Annotated in this window: 13 protein-coding genes and 3 pseudogenes; 4 read left to right on the forward strand and 12 right to left on the reverse strand. The window is 46.4% G+C overall.

Annotated elements, in window-relative coordinates:
- Window positions 1-74: 74 nt before the first annotated feature.
- Window positions 75-1094, reverse strand: coding sequence for a type I glyceraldehyde-3-phosphate dehydrogenase (gene gap, locus JCM12259_RS05820; RefSeq protein ID WP_025065744.1), 1020 nt, complete (start codon window positions 1092-1094; stop codon window positions 75-77).
- A gap of 191 nt (window positions 1095-1285) precedes the next feature.
- Between gap and mscL the strand changes: the two genes are divergently transcribed.
- From mscL to JCM12259_RS05835, 3 genes are all read left to right on the forward strand, one after another.
- A complete protein-coding gene (gene mscL / locus JCM12259_RS05825) occupies window positions 1286-1678 on the forward strand; it encodes a large-conductance mechanosensitive channel protein MscL (protein WP_025065745.1) in 393 nt (130 codons plus the stop codon).
- Between the two features lie 111 nt (window positions 1679-1789).
- Window positions 1790-2506: a hypothetical protein gene (locus JCM12259_RS05830; RefSeq protein WP_051559196.1), complete on the forward strand. Its 717-nt coding sequence runs from the start codon at window positions 1790-1792 to the stop codon at window positions 2504-2506.
- 114 nt (window positions 2507-2620) lie between these two features.
- Window positions 2621-4846, forward strand: coding sequence for a GH92 family glycosyl hydrolase (locus JCM12259_RS05835; protein ID WP_051559202.1), 2226 nt, complete (start codon window positions 2621-2623; stop codon window positions 4844-4846).
- A gap of 99 nt (window positions 4847-4945) precedes the next feature.
- Here JCM12259_RS05835 and JCM12259_RS14085 read toward each other — a convergent pair.
- From JCM12259_RS14085 to ppdK, 11 genes and pseudogenes are all read right to left on the reverse strand, one after another.
- Window positions 4946-6375: pseudogene (locus JCM12259_RS14085) on the reverse strand (NADH-quinone oxidoreductase subunit N).
- Window positions 6376-6391: 16 nt separating this feature from the next.
- Window positions 6392-7896, reverse strand: a pseudogene (locus JCM12259_RS14090) (complex I subunit 4 family protein).
- 15 nt (window positions 7897-7911) lie between these two features.
- Window positions 7912-9870 (reverse strand): NADH-quinone oxidoreductase subunit 5 family protein, encoded by a 1959-nt coding sequence (locus tag JCM12259_RS05850; RefSeq protein ID WP_025065748.1) that lies wholly within the window; start codon window positions 9868-9870, stop codon window positions 7912-7914.
- A 4-nt stretch (window positions 9871-9874) separates the two neighbouring features.
- Window positions 9875-10183 (reverse strand): NADH-quinone oxidoreductase subunit NuoK, encoded by a 309-nt coding sequence (nuoK, locus tag JCM12259_RS05855; RefSeq protein ID WP_025065749.1) that lies wholly within the window; start codon window positions 10181-10183, stop codon window positions 9875-9877.
- Entirely contained in the window at window positions 10180-10701 is a 522-nt protein-coding gene (locus JCM12259_RS05860; protein WP_025065750.1) for an NADH-quinone oxidoreductase subunit J family protein, read from the reverse strand. Before JCM12259_RS05860 ends, nuoK begins: the two co-directional genes overlap by 4 nt.
- Before the next feature lie 17 nt (window positions 10702-10718).
- Window positions 10719-11249: a NuoI/complex I 23 kDa subunit family protein gene (locus tag JCM12259_RS05865; RefSeq protein ID WP_025065751.1), complete on the reverse strand. Its 531-nt coding sequence runs from the start codon at window positions 11247-11249 to the stop codon at window positions 10719-10721.
- Window positions 11250-11259: 10 nt separating this feature from the next.
- Window positions 11260-12348 carry an NADH-quinone oxidoreductase subunit NuoH gene (nuoH, locus tag JCM12259_RS05870; protein ID WP_025065752.1) on the reverse strand — a complete coding sequence of 363 codons (1089 nt, stop codon included), beginning with the start codon at window positions 12346-12348 and terminating at the stop codon, window positions 11260-11262.
- Between the two features lie 2 nt (window positions 12349-12350).
- A complete protein-coding gene (locus tag JCM12259_RS05875) occupies window positions 12351-13919 on the reverse strand; it encodes an NADH-quinone oxidoreductase subunit D (RefSeq protein ID WP_025065753.1) in 1569 nt (522 codons plus the stop codon).
- Between the two features lie 6 nt (window positions 13920-13925).
- Window positions 13926-14548, reverse strand: a pseudogene (locus JCM12259_RS14095) (NADH-quinone oxidoreductase subunit B).
- A complete protein-coding gene (locus JCM12259_RS05885) occupies window positions 14539-14889 on the reverse strand; it encodes an NADH-quinone oxidoreductase subunit A (RefSeq protein ID WP_025065754.1) in 351 nt (116 codons plus the stop codon). The pseudogene JCM12259_RS14095 and the gene JCM12259_RS05885 overlap by 10 nt, the downstream one beginning before the upstream one ends.
- A 226-nt stretch (window positions 14890-15115) precedes the next feature.
- Window positions 15116-17833: a pyruvate, phosphate dikinase gene (gene ppdK, locus JCM12259_RS05890; RefSeq protein ID WP_025065755.1), complete on the reverse strand. Its 2718-nt coding sequence runs from the start codon at window positions 17831-17833 to the stop codon at window positions 15116-15118.
- Between the two features lie 616 nt (window positions 17834-18449).
- On the opposite strand from ppdK, the gene JCM12259_RS05900 reads away from it, so the two are divergent.
- Complete coding sequence (locus tag JCM12259_RS05900; protein WP_025065757.1) at window positions 18450-19985, forward strand: sensor histidine kinase; 1536 nt, start codon at window positions 18450-18452, stop codon at window positions 19983-19985.
- Window positions 19986-19999 lie beyond the last annotated feature (14 nt).

Genomic DNA, 19999 nt, shown 5'->3' on the forward strand with positions numbered 1-19999 from the left:
GTGCAAAAATAATAAAAAAAAGTCATCCGACAAATATCGGATGACCTTTTCATTGGGTTTTATCGTGAAATCGATTAGCCGTTGACCTTAGCCATGTGCTTAATCAATTCTACAACCTTGTGAGAATAACCGATTTCGTTGTCATACCAAGATACAACTTTCACGAAAGTGTCAGTCAAAGCGATACCGGCCTTAGCGTCGAAGATAGAGGTGCGTGCATCACCGAGGAAGTCTGAAGAAACGACAGCCTCTTCTGTGTAACCTAATACACCTTTCAACTCACCCTCTGAAGCATCTTTCATTGCCTTGCAAATCTCGTCATAAGAAGCTGCTTTCTTCAAGTTGACCGTCAAATCGACAACAGAAACGTCCAAAGTCGGTACACGCATAGACATTCCGGTCAACTTACCGTTGAGCTCAGGAATAACCTTGCCCACTGCCTTTGCAGCACCGGTAGAGGACGGAATAATATTGCCGGAAGCAGCACGACCACCGCGCCAATCCTTCAAAGAAGGTCCGTCAACGGTCTTCTGAGTTGCAGTTGTAGAGTGAACAGTCGTCATCAAACCATCAGCAATACCAAACTTGTCGTTCAATACCTTAGCGATGGGAGCCAAACAGTTGGTTGTGCAAGAAGCGTTAGAAACAAACTGCGTGCCCTTAACATACTTGTCGAAGTTTACACCACATACGAACATTGGCGTGTCGTCCTTAGATGGAGCAGACATAACGACATATTTAGCACCTGCATCGAGGTGACCCTGAGATTTCTCTTTGGTTAAGAAGAGACCAGTAGATTCAACAACGTATTCAGCACCAACCTCGTTCCATTTCAAATCAGCGGGGTTACGCTCTGCGGTTACGCGAATTACATTACCATTAACAATGAGCTGAGATTTCTCTACATCAGCTTTGATTGTACCCTGAAACTGTCCGTGCATTGTGTCGTACTTCAGCATGTAAGCCAAGTAATCAACCGGGCAAAGGTCGTTAATACCTACTACAACGACATCTTTTGCGTTTGCCTCTTCCAAAGTGGCACGGAAAACGAAGCGACCGATGCGGCCGAATCCGTTAATACCAATTTTAATCATTTTACTTTCTATCCTTTTTAAAGAGTTAAAAACTTCTACCTATTTTTACCTTTTATGTTGGTTCTTATCTCAGCAAAACTTGAATATGATACTGGAAAGCATCTTTTCACTCATTTTGTGCCGCAAAGATACGATTTTTTCCTTATATTTGCAACAAATTTCAGTATTAAATAATAATAAAAAACAGAAGTATGAGTCATTTTCTCAGTGAATTTAAAGCCTTCGCTATGCGTGGCAATGTGCTTGATATGGCTGTCGGTGTAATCATTGGCGGTGCTTTTGGCAAGATCGTTAGTTCGTTGGTAGACAACATTATTACGCCGATCATCGGTTCGCTTACGGGCGGTGTGGATTTCTCTGGCCTTGCTATTACCATCGGGAGTGCGCAAATCAAATACGGAATGTTTATTCAGAACATCATTGATTTCTTGATAATAGCTTTCTGTATATTCTTTCTTATCAAGGGTATCAATAAAGTTGTTGCTAAGAAAGAACCCGAAGCAGAAGCTCCTGCAGCACCGGAGCCAAGCGCAGAGGAACGTTTGCTTGCTGAGATTCGCGATCTTTTGAAAGCGAAGGGTTGACGAAGTCACTTTTCAATAACGCTTAGTTGTAATGCAAAGAACGCTTAGTTGCAATGCAATCAATATCTAATTGCAAGGTAAAAAAGCATAAACTAAAACGAGGACTGTATCATGATGGATAACATGATGATAGATTTGATTCGTGAGTTGGGGCAAGAAACCGATCACGGGAAGATGGTCTGCATGATGCAGCAGACGATGAAACTGCTGCTGACGCACTATGCCGTGAATGTTTGCGGCATAACAGTTTATCCGCTGGAAACGGAGAGTTATTTCATGCGCAAGGGTGTTTTCGAAGACTGTTATGTGCATGACAATGATTTGCAGATGAATCATTTCGGACGGCTTTATATTCATCGGCGCGGCCGAAGTGCTACGGCGAGTTATAAAGCAGACAACCGTGTGTGTATGGGTGTCTGTCTGTCGGACAGTGATACCTATTATTATAGCACGCTGGTGCGCAGTGCCGTGATGTCAGACGGCACTATGATTTTCGGTCCGAACAATGTGTTGACGCGTATCGTGCAGCAAATCAATGCGCGAGAAAAGAAGATCGAACCTGCCTTTTTTGATCATCCACGACACGGAAGTTGTGAGATGGTTGTCTATTTTCCTGCAATGGAGGCTGTGCCGGCATTGATTCCGGTTGACGACCATGCTGATCCGAGGGATCATCAAAATCTGTTTTACTCCACGCGAGTGGGACTTGGCGACGATGATCCGTATTACCGAGATTTGCGTTTGCGTGCACTCACGGGTCAGCTCACCGTGGAATATAAGTATAAAGAGAAGAAAAAAATCAAGGAATTGAATAAAACACAAGGCTGACTCATGCTTGCTTTTCGCACGCGAGTGCATGATTCTACGATTTATGAACGATAAAAACAACATTTTATGACAATCAAAAAATATGCGATTGCAGTGGGATTCTGCTTGCAAGCGATGGGATTCGTACAGGCTCAGAAGCCGGTCGAGTATGTAGATCCATTCATCGGTACCACCAATTTCAGTGTTTGCAATCCCGGAGCAGTATGTCCCAATGGCTTGATGTCGGTTGTTCCGTTTAATGTGATGGGTTCCGACCTGAATGTTTACGACAAAGACGCCCGCTGGTGGTCGGCTCCCTACGAGTTCAACAATAAGTATTTCACTGGCTTTGCGCACGTAACGCTCAGCGGAGTAGGCTGTCCCGAACTCGGTACACTGCTGCTGATGCCCACGGCGGAAGCGTTAGACGTAGATTATCATCATTACGGTTCTACGTACAGTAACGAACGAGCCGTGCCCGGATATTATGCAAACAAACTTGATAAATATGGAATCAAATGCGAAGTAACTTCTACCTTACGTTCGTCTATTGAGCGATTCACCTTTCGTAAAGGACAAGGAAACATCCTGCTCAATATTGGTGATGGACTTACCAACGAAGTCGGGGGAATGGTGAAGCGCGTCAGCGACACTGAAATCGAGGGATTCCGACTCTTAGGAACGTTCTGTTATAATTCTCAAGCTGTGTTCCCGATGTATTTTGTGATGCGCGTGAACAAGCAACCCACAGAGACCGGCTATTGGAAAAAGCAGCCAACAAAGACCGGAGTAAAAGGACAATGGGACACAGACAACGGTAAATACAAACTGTATAAGCACTATGGACGCGAGATGGCAGGCAATGAAATAGGCTATTATTTCAGCTTCGATTGCGCTGAAGGCGAGCAAATAGAAGTGCAGATGGGCATCTCGTTTGTGTCAATTGCCAATGCACGCGAGAATCTAACAGCCGAACAGCCTACCATCGACTTCGACAACGTGCGGCGAAAAGCCTATAACCAGTGGAACAAGACGCTGAGCCGAATCACCGTAGAGGGCGGCACCGAGGCCCAGCGGCGTATCTTCTACACAGCACTCTACCATACCCAACTGCATCCCAATATTTTGCAGGATGTAAACGGACAATACCCCAAGATGGAAAGTGCAGAAATCGGCACCACCCGAGGTAATCGCTACACCGTTTATTCGCTTTGGGACACTTATCGCAACGTGCACCAGCTTTTTACATTGCTCTATCCCGACAAGCAGCTCGATATGGTTCGTTCGATGATCGAGATGTATAAAGAGTGGGGTTGGATGCCGAAATGGGAACTCTTCGGCCGTGAGACGTGGACGATGGAGGGCGACCCGGCCATTCCCGTCATCACAGACACTTATCTGAAAGATCTTCGAGATTTCGATGTCAACACAGCCTATGAGGCGTTCGTCAAGTCAGCTACCACGCCAAGCAAGGACAACAAGATGCGACCCGACGTCGACCCGTATCTCGCCAAGGGTTATATCCCGCTCGGTCTTTATGCCGCCGATCAGTCTGGCGACAACTCCGTTTCGCACGCCTTGGAATATTATGTGGCCGACTATGCGCTTTCGCAGCTGGCCGATGCACTCGGAAAGAAGGCCGATGCACGACATTTCCGGCGATTGAGTAGCGGTTGGCACAATTATTATTCAAAGGAATACGGAACACTTAGACCTAAATTGGCCAACGGTCAGTTCCTCACGCCGTTCGATCCCAAAGCCGGCGCTGACTTCACCAATGCCCCCGGATTTCACGAAGGATCGGCTTGGAATTACACGTTCTATGTACCGCACGATATTAAAAAGCTCGCCCACGTAATGGGTGGCCCTCAACAGTTTGTCGATAAACTGCAAAAGGTGTTCGACCAAAACCTCTATGACCCGGCCAACGAGCCCGACATCGCTTATCCCTACCTGTTTTCGTATTTCGATGGACAAGCCTGGCGCACGCAGCAACAAGTAGCCCGACTGCTGGAAAAATATTATAAAGCCACACCCGACGGCATTCCCGGCAACGACGATTGCGGTACAATGTCGGCCTGGGCAATCTTCTCGATGATCGGTCTGTATCCCGACTGTCCCGGTTCACCCACTTATACGCTCACCACACCCGTCTTCGATCGCGTCACACTACACCTTGACCGCTGCTATTATCCTGCCGGCGACATTGTTATCGAAGCCCCCCACACCTCGGCTCAGTCGATATATATAAAGGGTATAACGCTCGGTGGCCGCCGTTACAAGTCTTACCGCGTTTCACACGACGATCTGATCAAAGCCCGTACACTACGATTCGATCTGACTGAGAAGCATCGGGATTGATGTGATCAGAGAAAAGATGGATTAAAAAAGAAAACGGATTATAGCCGAGAGAATGATTCGGCCATAATCCGTTTTCTTGTTATTTTGTTTAGGTAGCGGCTACGCTGCCATTTCTATCCAATCGTAAACGACTGAACAAACACCGAACAACACGATGCCGGCCGTGCAAAGAGCCAAAGCAATCTTTGTATTGAGCCGCTGGCGAATGTTGGCAATGGCGTATCGGTCTTCTTGATATACATCGCTTTCACAATCAACAGGTAATAGTAAAGGCTGACCACAGTGTTGATCAAGGCAACGAACACGACTCCATAAGCAAAGACACTGCCTTGCTGGGCCGCTGCCATAAAGACAAAAAACTTGCTGAACATTCCGGCAAACGGCGGAATTCCACCGAGCGAGAACAGTGCTAATGTCATCAGAAATGCCAATTTAGGATTGGTGGCATATAATCCATCGTAAGCATCGATGTCGGTTACGCCACCGTTATGTTCTTCTACGGCACTGATAATGGTAAAGACGGCCATATTGGCAACAACATAAATCAGTACGTAATATGATAAGGCGGTCACACCCATCGATGAGTTACCGATGACAGCCAGCATAATATATCCGGCCTGCGAGATGGAACTGAATGCCATAAAGCGCTTTAACTCACTTTGGCGGATAGCGAATAGGTTGGCGATCGTAATGCTCAATACGATCACAATGTACAACAGATATTGCCAATATTCTGTCATCGGTGCAAAGACCTTCATCAAGATGGCACAGAGCGTGAAAGCAGCTGCACCCTTGGAAACAACGCTTAGATAACCAGTAACAGTAGTGGGAGCTCCTTGATACGTGTCTGCCGTCCAAAAGTGGAACGGAACGAGTGAGATCTTGAATCCGAGTCCACTGAAAAAGAACACGAGTCCCATTATCGTTAGTGGCGAAGTGGTGATAGCTGCTGCTACATCGTCAAAATAGAGTGTACCGACCGCCCCGTAAAGAAACGAAATACCATAAAGCATCACACTGCTTGAAAAAGTAGCCGTGAGAATAAACTTTGCTCCGGCTTCGGCGGAATTATGACGATATTTGTCGAGAGCAATAAGGCAGGCCATCGGCACTGATGCCATTTCAAGTCCTAAAAAGAAAAGCAAAAAATGGTTGGCACTGACCATCATATTCATACCCAAGAGGGTGGAAATAATCAGTTCGTAAAACTCTCCTTCCTTAAAGGATGTATCAGGACGCGCCATCCATTCACGCGACTGAATCAACACGATAAGCGTTCCCAATGCAAGGATGGTTTTAATGACACCGATAGAGTCATTGGTCTGATACATCCCGCCGAATGTTGTAGATGTCTCGACAGGAAATATGTTGATCACGAGGTGAGCAACCATCAGTACGCAAACCAGAGGATTAAACCATTTGCGCTCTTTACCTACGCTGAAGAAATCTGCCCCGAACGTGATAACCAACATAGCCATCAGCGTTACTTCGGGCAACATTCTCAAAAATTGACTGTAATCTATATTCATTTTCTTAGCGTTTTATTTAGAGTGAAGCCATTACAGATACAGAATTGATGTGTTCGAGGAGCGGACCGAGCGTGTCGCTAATGACATTGCTTGCCCACAGAGGTGCGATACCGAGTCCGGCCACACAAAAGATTAGACAGACAACGGCAACGCGTTCATCCCAAGTAGCATCGGTCAGCGTTTCATAATGCGGATCGGCCACTTTTTGGTAAAGTATTTTCCCAACCACACGAAGAATGTAAACCGCCGTAACTACGATGGATGTACAAGCAATTATCGTAGCAGCACGACGGAACGTATCGGCATTTTGGAACGAACCGATGAAGATAGTCATCTCTGCAACAAATCCCGAAAATCCCGGAAGACCAAGATTGGCTAAACCTGCTACGACATAACCGACGCGAGGAAAGGCATTATCTTCATCAGGCCGCCGAGTTTGCGAACATCACGTGTGTGAGTTCGGCCGTAAATCATACCGATGAGCGCAAAGAACAGAGCCGTCATCAGTCCGTGAGACAGCATTTGCAGAATGGCTCCGGTGCAAGATGTCTGCGTCATCATTAGCAATGCGAACAATACCAAACCGCAATGGGAGACGGATGAGTAGGCATTGATATACTTCAAATCTGTTTGTACACAAGCCGACAAGGCACCGTAAACAACGGAAATGGTGGTAAGAATCAAGAAGACCCATGCCAGTTCATGAGCAGCCTCAGGCAACAGGTACATCGCAATGCGGAAACAACCGTAGCCTCCCAACTTCATCAGCACACCAGCGTGAAGCATTGACACTGCCGTTGGTGCCGAAGCGTGACCATCGGGCGACCAAGTATGAAACGGGAACAATGCCCCAAGCACACCAAATCCGATAAACACAAATGGAAAGAATATTTTCTGAATGTGTACCGGAATATTATGTAATTGCGCAATCTCGATAACATTCATCGTTGTTGCACCGCTAAAGAAATAGATTCCTAAAATTCCGATAATCAATAAAGCAGAACCTCCCATCAGCATCAATGTCAACTTCATTGCAGCATATTCTTTCGGACCACTTCCCCAAACACCTATCAAAAGGTACATCGGAATCAGGGCCACCTCATAGAACATAAACATCGTGAACATGTCGATTGAAATGAAGAAACCATAGACACCTATACTTAGTAGAGTAAACCAAAGGAAGTATTCCTTGGTGAGTGGTTTCAACTGCCAAGAAGCAAATGTTCCGGTGAAGACTATAATGCTGGACAAAAGCAACATTACCACAGATATTCCGTCGACGCCTATCGAATAAGCAATATTCAGCGGTTTAAACCAAGGAATGCTGTATGTGAACAGCATCGCATCGGTATTGCCTGCGTGTCGCATCTGAATAAAAGCAATGGTCAGCCAAATAGATAAAGCCAATAAACAGGATGCTCCTACCACCATCACACCACGTACTTGATTAAGGCTACGGGCCATCCAAAGCCCGAGTAACATCAGTACGGGGATAACTACGAATAATGTTAATATACTCATTTTACCATCAATTCTTTAAAGACAACATAACAATACCAATGTGAGTGCAATCGTACCGGTCAGGAACCACACGGCATACTGACGCACATCACCGCTTTGCCACGGACGAATGGTCTCACCCGCCTCATTGGTTCCCCACGCGAGGAAATTGAATGTCCCATCGACAACATTACGATCGAACCACGCAATGGGTGTAGATACACAGCGGAAAATAATTTTGTGAGTGACAAACATCCAGATTTCATCCATATAAAAACGCTTATAAGCAGCTCGGTGAAGTGCGGGAAACATCTTGGCAAGCTTATCGGCAATCGGTGTCTGCTCACCCTTATACATCATTGTGGCAACAGCAATGGCAATAAGTGCTAAGCCAATACTGATACCCGCGACCATATAATTGGTATGCGTGTCAAAGCTCAAGCCATTGGCTGAAATGAAATGTCCAAATGGAAGGAAGCCGCAAGTTAATGTAATGGCAGACAGAAATATCAATGGAAATGTCATTGTGAGCGGCGCCTCGTGAGGTTTCTTCGCTCCTTCGTCAATGTGACTCTCATAATAACTCTTACCCCAGAATATTACATAATACAGGCGGAACATATAGAACGCTGTCATCATTGCAATACCGCTCATTATGGCTCCCATCAGAGGATGGAAATTATAACAAGCAACGAGTATCTCATCCTTTGAGAAAAAGCCTGAGAAAGGTGGGATTCCGGAAATTGCAAGGCAAGAAATCAAGAATGTGATATGCGTTATCGGCATATACTTTCGCAGGCCACCCATATAAAACTTTTCATTAGAGTGTACGGCGTGAATGATACAACCGGCACCCAAAAACAAACAAGCCTTAAACATTGCATGGGTGAAGAGGTGGAACATACCGGCCATATAGCCCAGCCCATTAACATCAGCATATTCTTCCGTCATCGCTACTGCACCTGTCATCGGATCAGGAAGACTAACACCAAGAGCAACAAGCATAAAGCCGATTTGCGAGATTGTCGAAAAAGCAAGCACGCGCTTAATATCACTCTGACAACAAGCCACTGTTGCTGCATAAAAAGCTGTGAAAGCAGCAATATATGCAATCCAGTGTAATTGCTCCGGAGCGAACTGTACGAAAATAGGAAACAGACTCGCAACCAAATATACACCAGCTACAACCATTGTAGCTGCGTGAATCAATGCAGATACAGGCGTAGGACCTTCCATTGCATCCGGAAGCCAAATATGCAGTGGGAACATCGCACTTTTACCGGCACCACCGATGAACATCAAAAACAATGCTATCGGCATCAAGCCTGCTGCTCCCGCAATCTGTGCATGTAACTGGGGCATTACTGTCAAATCATAATTGAAAGTGCCTACATAAAAACTATAAATGAGGATTCCTATCAAGAAAAACAGGTCGGCAAAGCGTGTCACAATGAATGCTTTCTTAGAAGCTGCCACTGCTGTATGTTGCGGATAATAAAAACCGATCAGCAAATAAGACGATACGCCGACAAGTTCCCAAAACAAATACATCTGGAAGATATTCGTTGCAACAACCAATCCAAGCATTGACATTGTAAAGAGAGACAGAAAAGCGTAATACCGCTGGAATCCTTTCTCACCGTGCATATAACCGAATGAATAGATGTGAACCATAAAGCTAACTGTCGAAATGACAATCAACATCATCACGGAGATAGGGGTAAGCCGGAAACCGATATTGAATGTCAACAGTTCGGTAAACTTCAGCCAAGTAAAATTGAAAGCTGTCACGGTGGGATACAATTCATTCGCATCTCTCCCCTGTCCAAAGAAATACTCAAATGCGGTATAGCAAGAGAGACTGAACACCGTACCCAACACAATGGTACCAATCAATCCCGCCACCTTATGCGACATTTTCATACCCGCAAGTCCCAATACGACGAAAGAGAGTGCAGGTAGAAGGAGTATCAAAAAGACATAACTGTAATCCATTTTCTTATAATTTCATATTTTCAATACTGTTCACCTGATCACTATGGAAATTACGGTAAACGTTCAGAATAATTGCAATCGCAACGGCAGTTTCGGCTGCACTGACACCAATAGAGAACAATGAGAAGAAGAACCCTTCTAACTGGCCGGGAAACAAAATACGATTAAAAACTGCAAAATTTATATCCACCGAGTTCAGAATTAACTCGACAGAAATCAGCATTGCTATTAGATTACGCCGGGTTACGAAACCGAAAAAGCCGATAAAGAACAACAACGTACTAAGTAATAGTAAAAGTTCTACGGGTATCATTTCTTATCCTCCTTTCTTGCAATCATTATGCCACCAATAATACAAGCCAACAGAAATACGGAGATAAACTCAAACGGGAGTACATACTGATATTTCTCTGATCCTAACAGTGCCATTCCAATTTGATTCATCGGTACTTCCGTATCTGCCATTTGTGTAGACATATTGATAAAATGATTCTTTAACAACACGGTAGCTACGGTTGCGAAGCCAATCAGTGCAACCAGACATCCAGAAATAACTCGTTTACCTTTCAGTCGTTCTTGCATACCTTGCAAAGTACGCTTAGACACCAATTGGATTGCAAAGATATACACCATTGTTATACCTCCTGCGTAAATTGAAATTTGTGCCGCACCGAGGAAAGTATAATCGAGCAGGAAATAGATACCTGCTACACCAAAGAGCACAAAGAGCAGGAACGTAGCAGCTCGCATAATACTCTTAGTTGAGACGCATACCATAGCCGAACCTAAAATGATTACGGCCAAGATGCAAAACATTACTAAATTTGCCATATCTGTCTGTTCCTCCCCTATTTAGTTTTCGTATTAAACGTGCCGATTTCTTCGGGAGCACCACCATCAAGGATATTAGGCAGCGAACTCTTATAATGCTCTTTGTCAAGATGCAGAACGAGTCTGTCTCGATCAAACACAGAATTCTCGAAATCATTGGTGAAATCTATCGCATCGAAATTACAAGCATTGACACACAACTGACAGAACATACAGTCACCTAAGTCATACTGATAATCCACGAGCTGACGTTTCTTCTTGCCTTCATCATTGGTAACCATCTCCGAAACAATCTTGATAGTGCCGTTAGGACAAGCCTTCTCACACATAAGGCAAGCTACACACTTCACTACGTCAGCCTCGTCGCGTTTCATCATTAAACGCCCACGATGCCGTTTAGCCACGTGCAACGTCGTCTTACGGTTCTCCGGATACTGCTCCGTTACTTTGGGAGTAAAATACTCACGCAGTGTAACGCCGAGTCCTGTCACAAGCGATCTTAATCCGTCTCGTATTCCGCCGAAATATGATTTGTTATTTTCTTCCATTTCTTATACCTTATTTAATATACCAGCCCAATGCTACAATGATTGTCATCAATACCAAATTGAGCAAAGAAAGTGGCATCAGATATTTCCACTCCAAGTTAAGGATTTGGTCAACACGCAGACGTGGGAACGTCCACTTAATCCAAAGCAACACCCAAACAAGTAAGAAAGCCTTGGCTAAAAACCAAACGACACCTGGAATGTAATCCATCACTCTGTCAAAACCATCGACACCGATGTGAATAGGCATCCAACCACCTAAAAAGACTGTAGCTGCAAGACCGGCAACGATAAACAAGTTCAGATATTCAGCTAAATAGAAAAAGCCAAATCCCATACCGGAATATTCCGTATGATAACCAGCAGTCAACTCACTTTCTGCCTCGGCAAGGTCAAAAGGTCCTCTATTGGCTTCGGCATTACCTGCAATCAAGAATACAATAAAGGCTATAATCGCAGGAATATGCCCTTTGAATATCAGCCATCCGAATGGACCGCTCTGTGCTTCGATAATTCCGCTGAGCTGCATTGACCCTGTTAGGGCCACGGCTGCAATGAGGCTAAGCCCAAGTGACATCTCATAAGAAATCATCTGCACGGCACCACGCATAGCGGAAACTACACCGAACTTATTGTTTGAACTCCATCCGGCAATGAAAATACCGATGACGCCGATGCTTGATATTGCTGTCAAGAGAAATACTCCCACATTAAAGTCAAGAATCTCTGCCCCTTTATTCCAAGGCATAAATGCAAAAGCACCGACAGAACCGATCAGAACGAGGAACGGAGCGATAGAATAAAGCAACTTATCAGCCTTATCCACGGCAAAGATCTCTTTAATCAGCATCTTCACAACATCTGCAAAGACTTGGAAAAGTCCCCAAGGTCCTACGCGCATCGGGCCGAGACGGCACTGAAAATAAGCACAGACCTTACGTTCCATAAATATCAATATGATGGCGAGCAGGGCATACGCTGTGAGAATAAAAAGTCCAACAAGTACACATTCAATAAGAATTGCCCAAAAGCTACTTAGTCCGCAGGTGTTGCGAAGCAGACCATCAAACCACGTAGATACTATTGAAAAATCAAACATAACTATCTGTCAATATCAGGGATTACATAATCTAATGAAGCACCGACAGCGATCAAGTCGGCAATCTTCTCACCACGCAGCATTTCATCCATTGCAGAAACCAATGGAAGTCCCATCGGACGGAATTTCAAACGATAAGGACTCTTATCACCTTTACTGTCTAAATAAACACCGATCTCGCCGCGAGATCCTTCACAAGAGAAATACCACTGTCCCTCGGGAACTTTGATAATCGGCTTCTGCTTGATATAGAAATCGCCTTCGGGGATATTATCAATGAGTTGCTCGATGATATGGATGCTCTGTTCCATCTCGTCCATACGCACCATATAACGATCGAAGCTATCGCCATTGTTATAGACAATCTCTTTGAAGTCCACCTGATCGTACATGGCATAGGGATGATTCTTTCGGACATCATTGGCCCATCCCGATGCACGACCGGTTCCGCCAGTACAGCCATAACTGATGGCGTCTTCCTTGGAAAGCATGCCTACCTTCTTGAATCGATTGTGCAAGATTACGTTTCCAGTGAAAACATCGTGATACTCTTTGAACTTCGGCTTCATATAAGCACAGAGTTTCTTGACGTTTTGCACGAAATTAGGATCGATATCATCCTGACAACCGCCGATTCTGTAATAATTCTGAATCAGCCGACCTCCTGTTGTCTCTTCCATAACGTTCAAAACCTGCTCGCGATCACGCATGCCATAGATGAATGCAGTCAATGCGCCCAGGTCTTGCGCGCAGCAGCTATAAAACAAGAGGTGAGAATCAAGACGTTGGAGTTCGTCCATGATTGTGCGAATGTATTTGATACGGTCGCTCAATTCCACTCCCATCGCCTCTTCGATAACGCCTACCAAAGCGTGGCGGTTCATCATCGCACTGAGGTAATCCATACGATCCGTGAAAGCGAGTGTCTGCGGATAGGTATAACTCTCAGATATTTTCTCGATGCCGCGGTGAATATATCCGCAGTGTGGATAGACTTTGCGGATGGTCTCTCCATCCAGAATCGTTTGCAGACGAAGCACACCGTGTGTGGCAGGATGCTGCGGACCGATGTTGATCACATAGTCGTCGTCTGTAAATAGAGGTTTCTTCGTGGCCACGAGTTTGCCTTCTTGGTCTAAGCTATACGTTATGGTATAGTCCGGTTCGGGATCGTCAAACATCGGAGCCTTGTTCTTTTCGGGGTCCATGTCGAAGTCTTTACGGAGCGGATAACCCACAAAGTCGCTACGCAAAAACAATCGTCGCATATCGGGATGACCGACAAACTTAATACCCAGGAAATCAAAGACTTCACGTTCAAGCATCTCGGCGGCTTTCCAAAGGTGGCTCACCGTCGGCAGAAAAGCTTCGTCTCGACTTTCGGCTACCGCCTTAACAGAAATCCGCTCGTGGCTTTTCGTATTTTCAAGGATATAGATGCACCCCAATCCTTCATCACCGAAATCTTCTCCGATGATGGTCACAAGGAAGTCAAACTGCTTCTCGTTTTTCAATTTAGACATCTCTGCCGAGAAGTCGTTCAGATTGAATTCTAAATTATTCAGCTTCATAATGTCTTACGCTTCCTTTACATTAAAATCTTCGGGGACATCCGTTACAATGATCGGCTTGTGCTCTTTACGATTAGCTCCACCAAAGAATTTCTCGACCTTCACTTTGCGTTGCAACTGCATCATACCGTAGAGGATAGCTTCCGGCCGTGGAGGACAACCCGGGATGAATACGTCCACGGGCACGATCTCTTCGATGCCGCGTACAACATGATAGCTGGATTTGAACGGACCGCCGCTGATGGCGCATCCTCCACTGCAATGACATATTTCGGATCGGCCATTTCGTCGTAAAGGCGACGCATCACGGGAGCCATCTTGTTGGTGATTGTGCCGGCACACATAATCAAGTCGGCCTGACGGGGAGAGTTTCTCGTTACTTCGAAACCGAAGCGGGCGAAGTCATAGCGGGCGCATCCCACTGCCATAAATTCGATTCCGCAACAACTCGTGGCGAATGTCAGCGACCAGAGAGAATTGCTGCGGCCCCAGTTCACGGCCTGATCGAGTGAACCGACAATGACGTTGACACCGCCTTCGTTTAATTCTTTTGCTATTTTTTCAAGAGATTCGTTATCCGTAAATTCGCCATAAGGAATGCTCTTGATATGGGGCTTTCTTACTTCCATTCCAATGCTCCTTTCCGCCAGGCATACGCCAAGCCAAATACTAGTACCAATAAGAAAAAGCCGATGCTGACAAGTGCCATCGCACCAAACTGTTTCACGACTACGGCCCAAGGATAAAGAAAAACGGTCTCGATGTCGAACATTAGGAAAAGGATGGCAAAGAGGTAATATCCGATATGCACGGGAATCCACGAGGAGCCGCGTGTTGGAATACCGCATTCGAAAGGTTCTCCTTTTACCGGATTGTATGACCTCGGACCGATCAACTTAGCGATGACATAAGCTGCCACAACCAAGAATACGGCTGTTATCAAAACGGTAATCAATAAGATAAAATACATATAACGTTATTAATGTTGTAATTCTGCTCTTATATATGTTGCGGATGCAAAGTTAACAATTATTCCGTAATTAGAATATCACTTTGCGCTTTTTATTAAAGACATTTCCCCTGCAAACTTCTATCTATCTGTCTGGGAATAAAACAAAGGCACGAGTCCGGTGTCTTTACCGGACTCTGTGCCAAGCGTATCATCTGAAATGATTCATCATTAGGGGATGGCGTATTTATTCCACTGCCGCCTGTGCCGCAGCCAGACGTGCGATGGGAACACGGAACGGAGAGCAGCTCACATAGTTCAATCCCACTCTGTGGCAGAACTTGACCGAAGTTGGTTCGCCGCCGTGTTCGCCGCAGATACCGCACACCAAGTCGGGGCGAGTGCTGCGCCCTTTCTTCACGGCCATTTCAATAAGCTGACCCACACCTTGCTGGTCGAGCACTTGGAAAGGATCCACTTTCAGAATCTTCTTCTCCAAATACACGGGCAGGAAGCTCGCGATGTCGTCGCGGCTATAACCATAGGTCATCTGCGTGAGGTCGTTGGTTCCGAAGCTGAAATATTCGGCTTTCTTCGCGATCATGTCGGCGGTGAGTGCTGCGCGCGGTATTTCGATCATCGTACCGACACGGTAAGGAATCTCTACGCCTTCTTCGCTGAACAGTTCTTCGGCTGTCTTCCGGATGACTGCTTCCTGCACGTCAAACTCTTTGACAATACCAATCAGCGGAACCATGATCTCGGGATGCGGGTCATAACCCTCTTTCTTCAATTGGATGGCTGCACCCAGAATCGCTTTGGTCTGCATGGCCGTAATCTCGGGATAAGTGTTCCCCAATCGGCAACCGCGATGACCCAGCATAGGATTGTGCTCGCTCAGCGAGTTCACGCGTTGTTGGATGTGCTGAACGCTCACGCCCATCTCCTTAGCCATCGCCTCCTGACCTTCCAGATCGTGAGGCACAAACTCGTGGAGAGGTGGATCCAGCAGACGAACATTCACGGGATAACCATCCATAGCCTTCAAGATGCCATAGAAATCTTGTTTCTGATAGGGCAGAAGTTTTTCGAGCGCTTTCTTCCGACCGTCGGTGGTCTCAGCCAAAATCATCTCGCGCATGGCCTTGATCTTCTCGTTCTCGAAAAACATGTGCTCCGTACGGCACAAACCGATACCCAACGCACCGAAACCACGGGCCACCTTGGCATCGTGGGGCGTGTCGGCATTGGTGCGTACTTGCAGCTTGGTATATTTCTCGCAGAGCTTCATCAGCTCGGCAAAGTCGCCGCTCACCTCAGCCGGTTTGGTCTGCACTTCGCCCAGATAAACCTCACCCGTCGAACCGTTCAGCGAAATATAGTCGCCCTCTTTCAGCACCACACCGTCTATCTCCACCGCGCGAGCCTTATAGTCAACGCTGATCGCACCAGCACCCGACACACAGCATTTACCCATACCGCGGGCAACCACCGCAGCGTGCGAAGTCATGCCGCCGCGAGCGGTCAATATGCCTTCGGCAGCCGACATACCGGCCAGATCCTCGGGCGAAGTCTCGATCCGCACCATGATCACCTCATGACCATCGGCATGCCACTTCGTTGCATCGTCGGCAAAGAACACGATCTGTCCGCAAGCAGCGCCCGGCGATGCCGGCAAACCCCGTGTGAGCACCTTGGCCTGACTCTGTGCGAGCTTGTCAAACACTGGATGCAGCAGCTCGTCGAGCTTGTTAGGCTCGCAACGGTTCAGTGCGGTCTTCTCATCGATCTCGCCCTCGCGAAGCAGATCCATCGCAATCTTCACCATAGCCGTACCCGTGCGCTTTCCGTTGCGGGTCTGCAAGAACCACAGCTTGCCTTCCTGCACCGTAAACTCCATATCCTGCATGTCGTGGTAATGCTTCTCGAGCTTGTTCTGAAGATCATTCAGCTGGGCATAGATCTCGGGCATAGCCTCTTCCATCGAGGGATATTTCGAAGCCCGAACCTCCTCGTCGACGCCCTGCAACTTGGCCCAACGCAGACTGCCTTCCTTCGTGATCTGTTGCGGCGTGCGAATGCCGGCAACCACATCCTCGCCTTGTGCATTGACGAGATATTCGCCGTTGAACCTGTTTTCGCCCGTGGCGGCATCACGACTGAAGCAAACACCCGTAGCCGACGTGTTGCCCATGTTGCCGAATACCATCGCCATCACCGAAACAGCCGTGCCCCATTCCGAAGGGATACCTTCCATCTTGCGATAGAGGATCGCACGCTCGTTCATCCAACTGTCAAACACGGCACAGATCGCCCCCCATAGCTGAGTCATCGGATCGGTCGGGAAATCTTTACCCGTCTGCTTCTTGATCGCCTGCTTGAAGAGCGTCACAAGACTTTTGAGTTCCTCCACACTCATCTCATTGTCGAGCTTGATACCGCGCTTGGCTTTCACCTGCTGAATGATGGCCTCAAAGGGATCGATATCTTCCTTGTTGACGGGCTTCATACCGAGCACCACGTCGCCATACATCTGCACGAACCGACGATAACTGTCATAAGCAAACCGCTCGTTGCCAGTCTTCTTGGCCAAACCCTCGACCACTTCGTCGTTCAATCCCAAATTCAGAATCGTGTCCATCATGCCCGGCATCGAAGCACGCGCACCCGAGCGCACCGACACCAGCAGCGGATTAGCAACATCGCCGAATTTGGCATTCATCAACTTCTCAATGTGGTGCACCGATGCTTCGACTTCTTTTCGCAACAAGGCTACAACTTCGGCCTTGCCCCGCTCAAAGTATTCGTTACAAACATCCGTGGTGATCGTGAATCCCGGAGGAACAGGAACGCCGATCAAGTTCATCTCAGCCAAATTAGCGCCTTTACCGCCCAGCAGATTTCTCATATCCGCCTTGCCTTCGGCCTTACCGTTGCCGAAGGTATAAACTCTTTTTTCGCTCATAGTGGGTTTATATATATTATATGAATGTTAGATCTCATTCTGCGCTGCAAATATACGTCAATTTCATCACGTAGCAAAACTTTTACCCGGAAAAATGCAAAGTCGACTTTACATTTCTGTTTGTTATCGCAAACACCCCGCATGACAGTCTCTCACGGCGCTCTTTCGTCCGCCCCCTATGATCATCTCGTCCGCCTCCTATGATCGTTCGCTTATTCATTTACTCGGGAATTCGTATCTTTTTCTACCGCTACTCGTAATGCAGAGATCATATCCAAATCGGAATATCATCGTGATGAGAAATTAGTTTCATCACGATGGTATTAAATTTTCATCATGATGAAACAAATTTCTCATCACGATGATATTTCAAAAAGAATACGTTCTCTCAATTGCGAGTGCTATTGGAAAGAATGATCTTTGCATGAGTAGGATATTGAGGGAAGCGTGGGTTGTTGAGCATGGATGCGTTGGTGGATCGTTGGCGATGGGTAAATGGGATATTGTTTTATTATATGTATTTAAATTCCCGGTTATAGTTAACGAAACAAAATATCATGGAATTAGTTAACATCATTGTGTTAACGCTTTAATTTTTTCGGTTATCTTTGCAGTTATGAAGAAGAAAACGATTTGGACAATAGCAATTATCATGGGACTCTCGTTCCTTGCCTTGCTTTATCTCCAGCTCAAATACATCGAGGAGATGGCTGAGATGAAGAAGGAGCAATTCGACGAATCGGTTCACAGGGCGCTCTATCAGGCGTCTCGAAACTTGGAGTTGAACGAGACGCTGCATTATCTTGACAAATATGTGAGCGAGGAAACGCGGCGTACTTCAAAGAAAGACTCGCTGGAAAAGAGCAGTCGACATACGCATCGGCATGCGTCGAAGAAGCGCGAGACAGATTACTCGGAGTTTAAGTTGAAGACGATCACCACCAAATTGTCGCAGAGACCGAAGGGGCTGATACTGAACAACGACCGGAAATCGCTCGACGAGACGTCGAAATCGATGCAGGAGCTGGTCAAGAGCGGATATAATTATCAAAAATCATTGCTCGATGAGGTGGTCAACGGCATCTTGTATGCGGCTTCGGACAAGTCGTTGCGCGATCGGGTCAATTTCAAATTGCTGGACTTGAATCTCAAAACGGCATTGAGTTCGAATGGTATCCGGATTCCGTATCATTTCACGGTGTCGACGCAAGACGGTCGGGAGATCTATCGTTGTCCTGATTACACCGACGACGGGATAGAGTATTCCTACTCGCAGCAGCTCTTCCGCAACGAACCTGCCTCTAAAACGGGCATCGTGAGGATTCACTTCCCGGATATGAATAGCTACATCTTCTCGTCGATTCGGTTTATGATTCCTTCGGTGATCTTCACGTTGGTGTTGCTGGTGACGTTTATCTTCACGATCGTTGTCATCTTCCGGCAGAAGCGTTACACGGAGATCAAGAACGACTTCATCAACAATATGACGCACGAATTGAAGACGCCGATCGCCAGTATTTCGTTGGCGGCGCAGATGCTCAATGATCCCGGCGTGACGAAGAGCGAAACGATGATGGCGCATTTGGGTAAGGTGATCAATGACGAGACCAAAAGATTGCGCTTCTTGGTGGAAAAGGTGTTGCAGATGTCGATGTTTGACCGTCGTAAGGCAGTGTTTCGCAAGAAAGAACTCGATCTCAACGAGATGGTGGAAAATATTGCCAACTCTTTTACCTTACGTGTAGAGCATACGGGCGGAAAGATCTATACTGATATCGAAGCCGTTGATTCGAAGATCTATGTGGATGAGATGCACTTCCAAAATGCGATCTTCAACTTGATGGACAACGCTGTGAAATACAGCAATCCCGATCGTTCGCTCGACATATATATGAAGACTTGGAACGATGACAACAGTCTCTATCTGTCTATTCGGGACACGGGTATCGGCATTAAGAAGGATAATCTGAAAAAGATCTTTGAAAAGTTTTATCGCGTTCACACTGGAAACAGACACGATGCAAAGGGTTTCGGGCTCGGACTTGCGTATGTCAAGAAGGTGGTCGATCTGCATAGAGGCGAGATTCATGTGGACAGCGAGTGGGGCAAAGGCACCACGTTCACCATCAAATTGCCGATCATTAAGGATTAAATAACAACAATATC

Source organism: Hoylesella enoeca JCM 12259, assembly GCF_000613405.1.
GTDB classification, from domain to species: domain Bacteria; phylum Bacteroidota; class Bacteroidia; order Bacteroidales; family Bacteroidaceae; genus Prevotella; species Prevotella enoeca.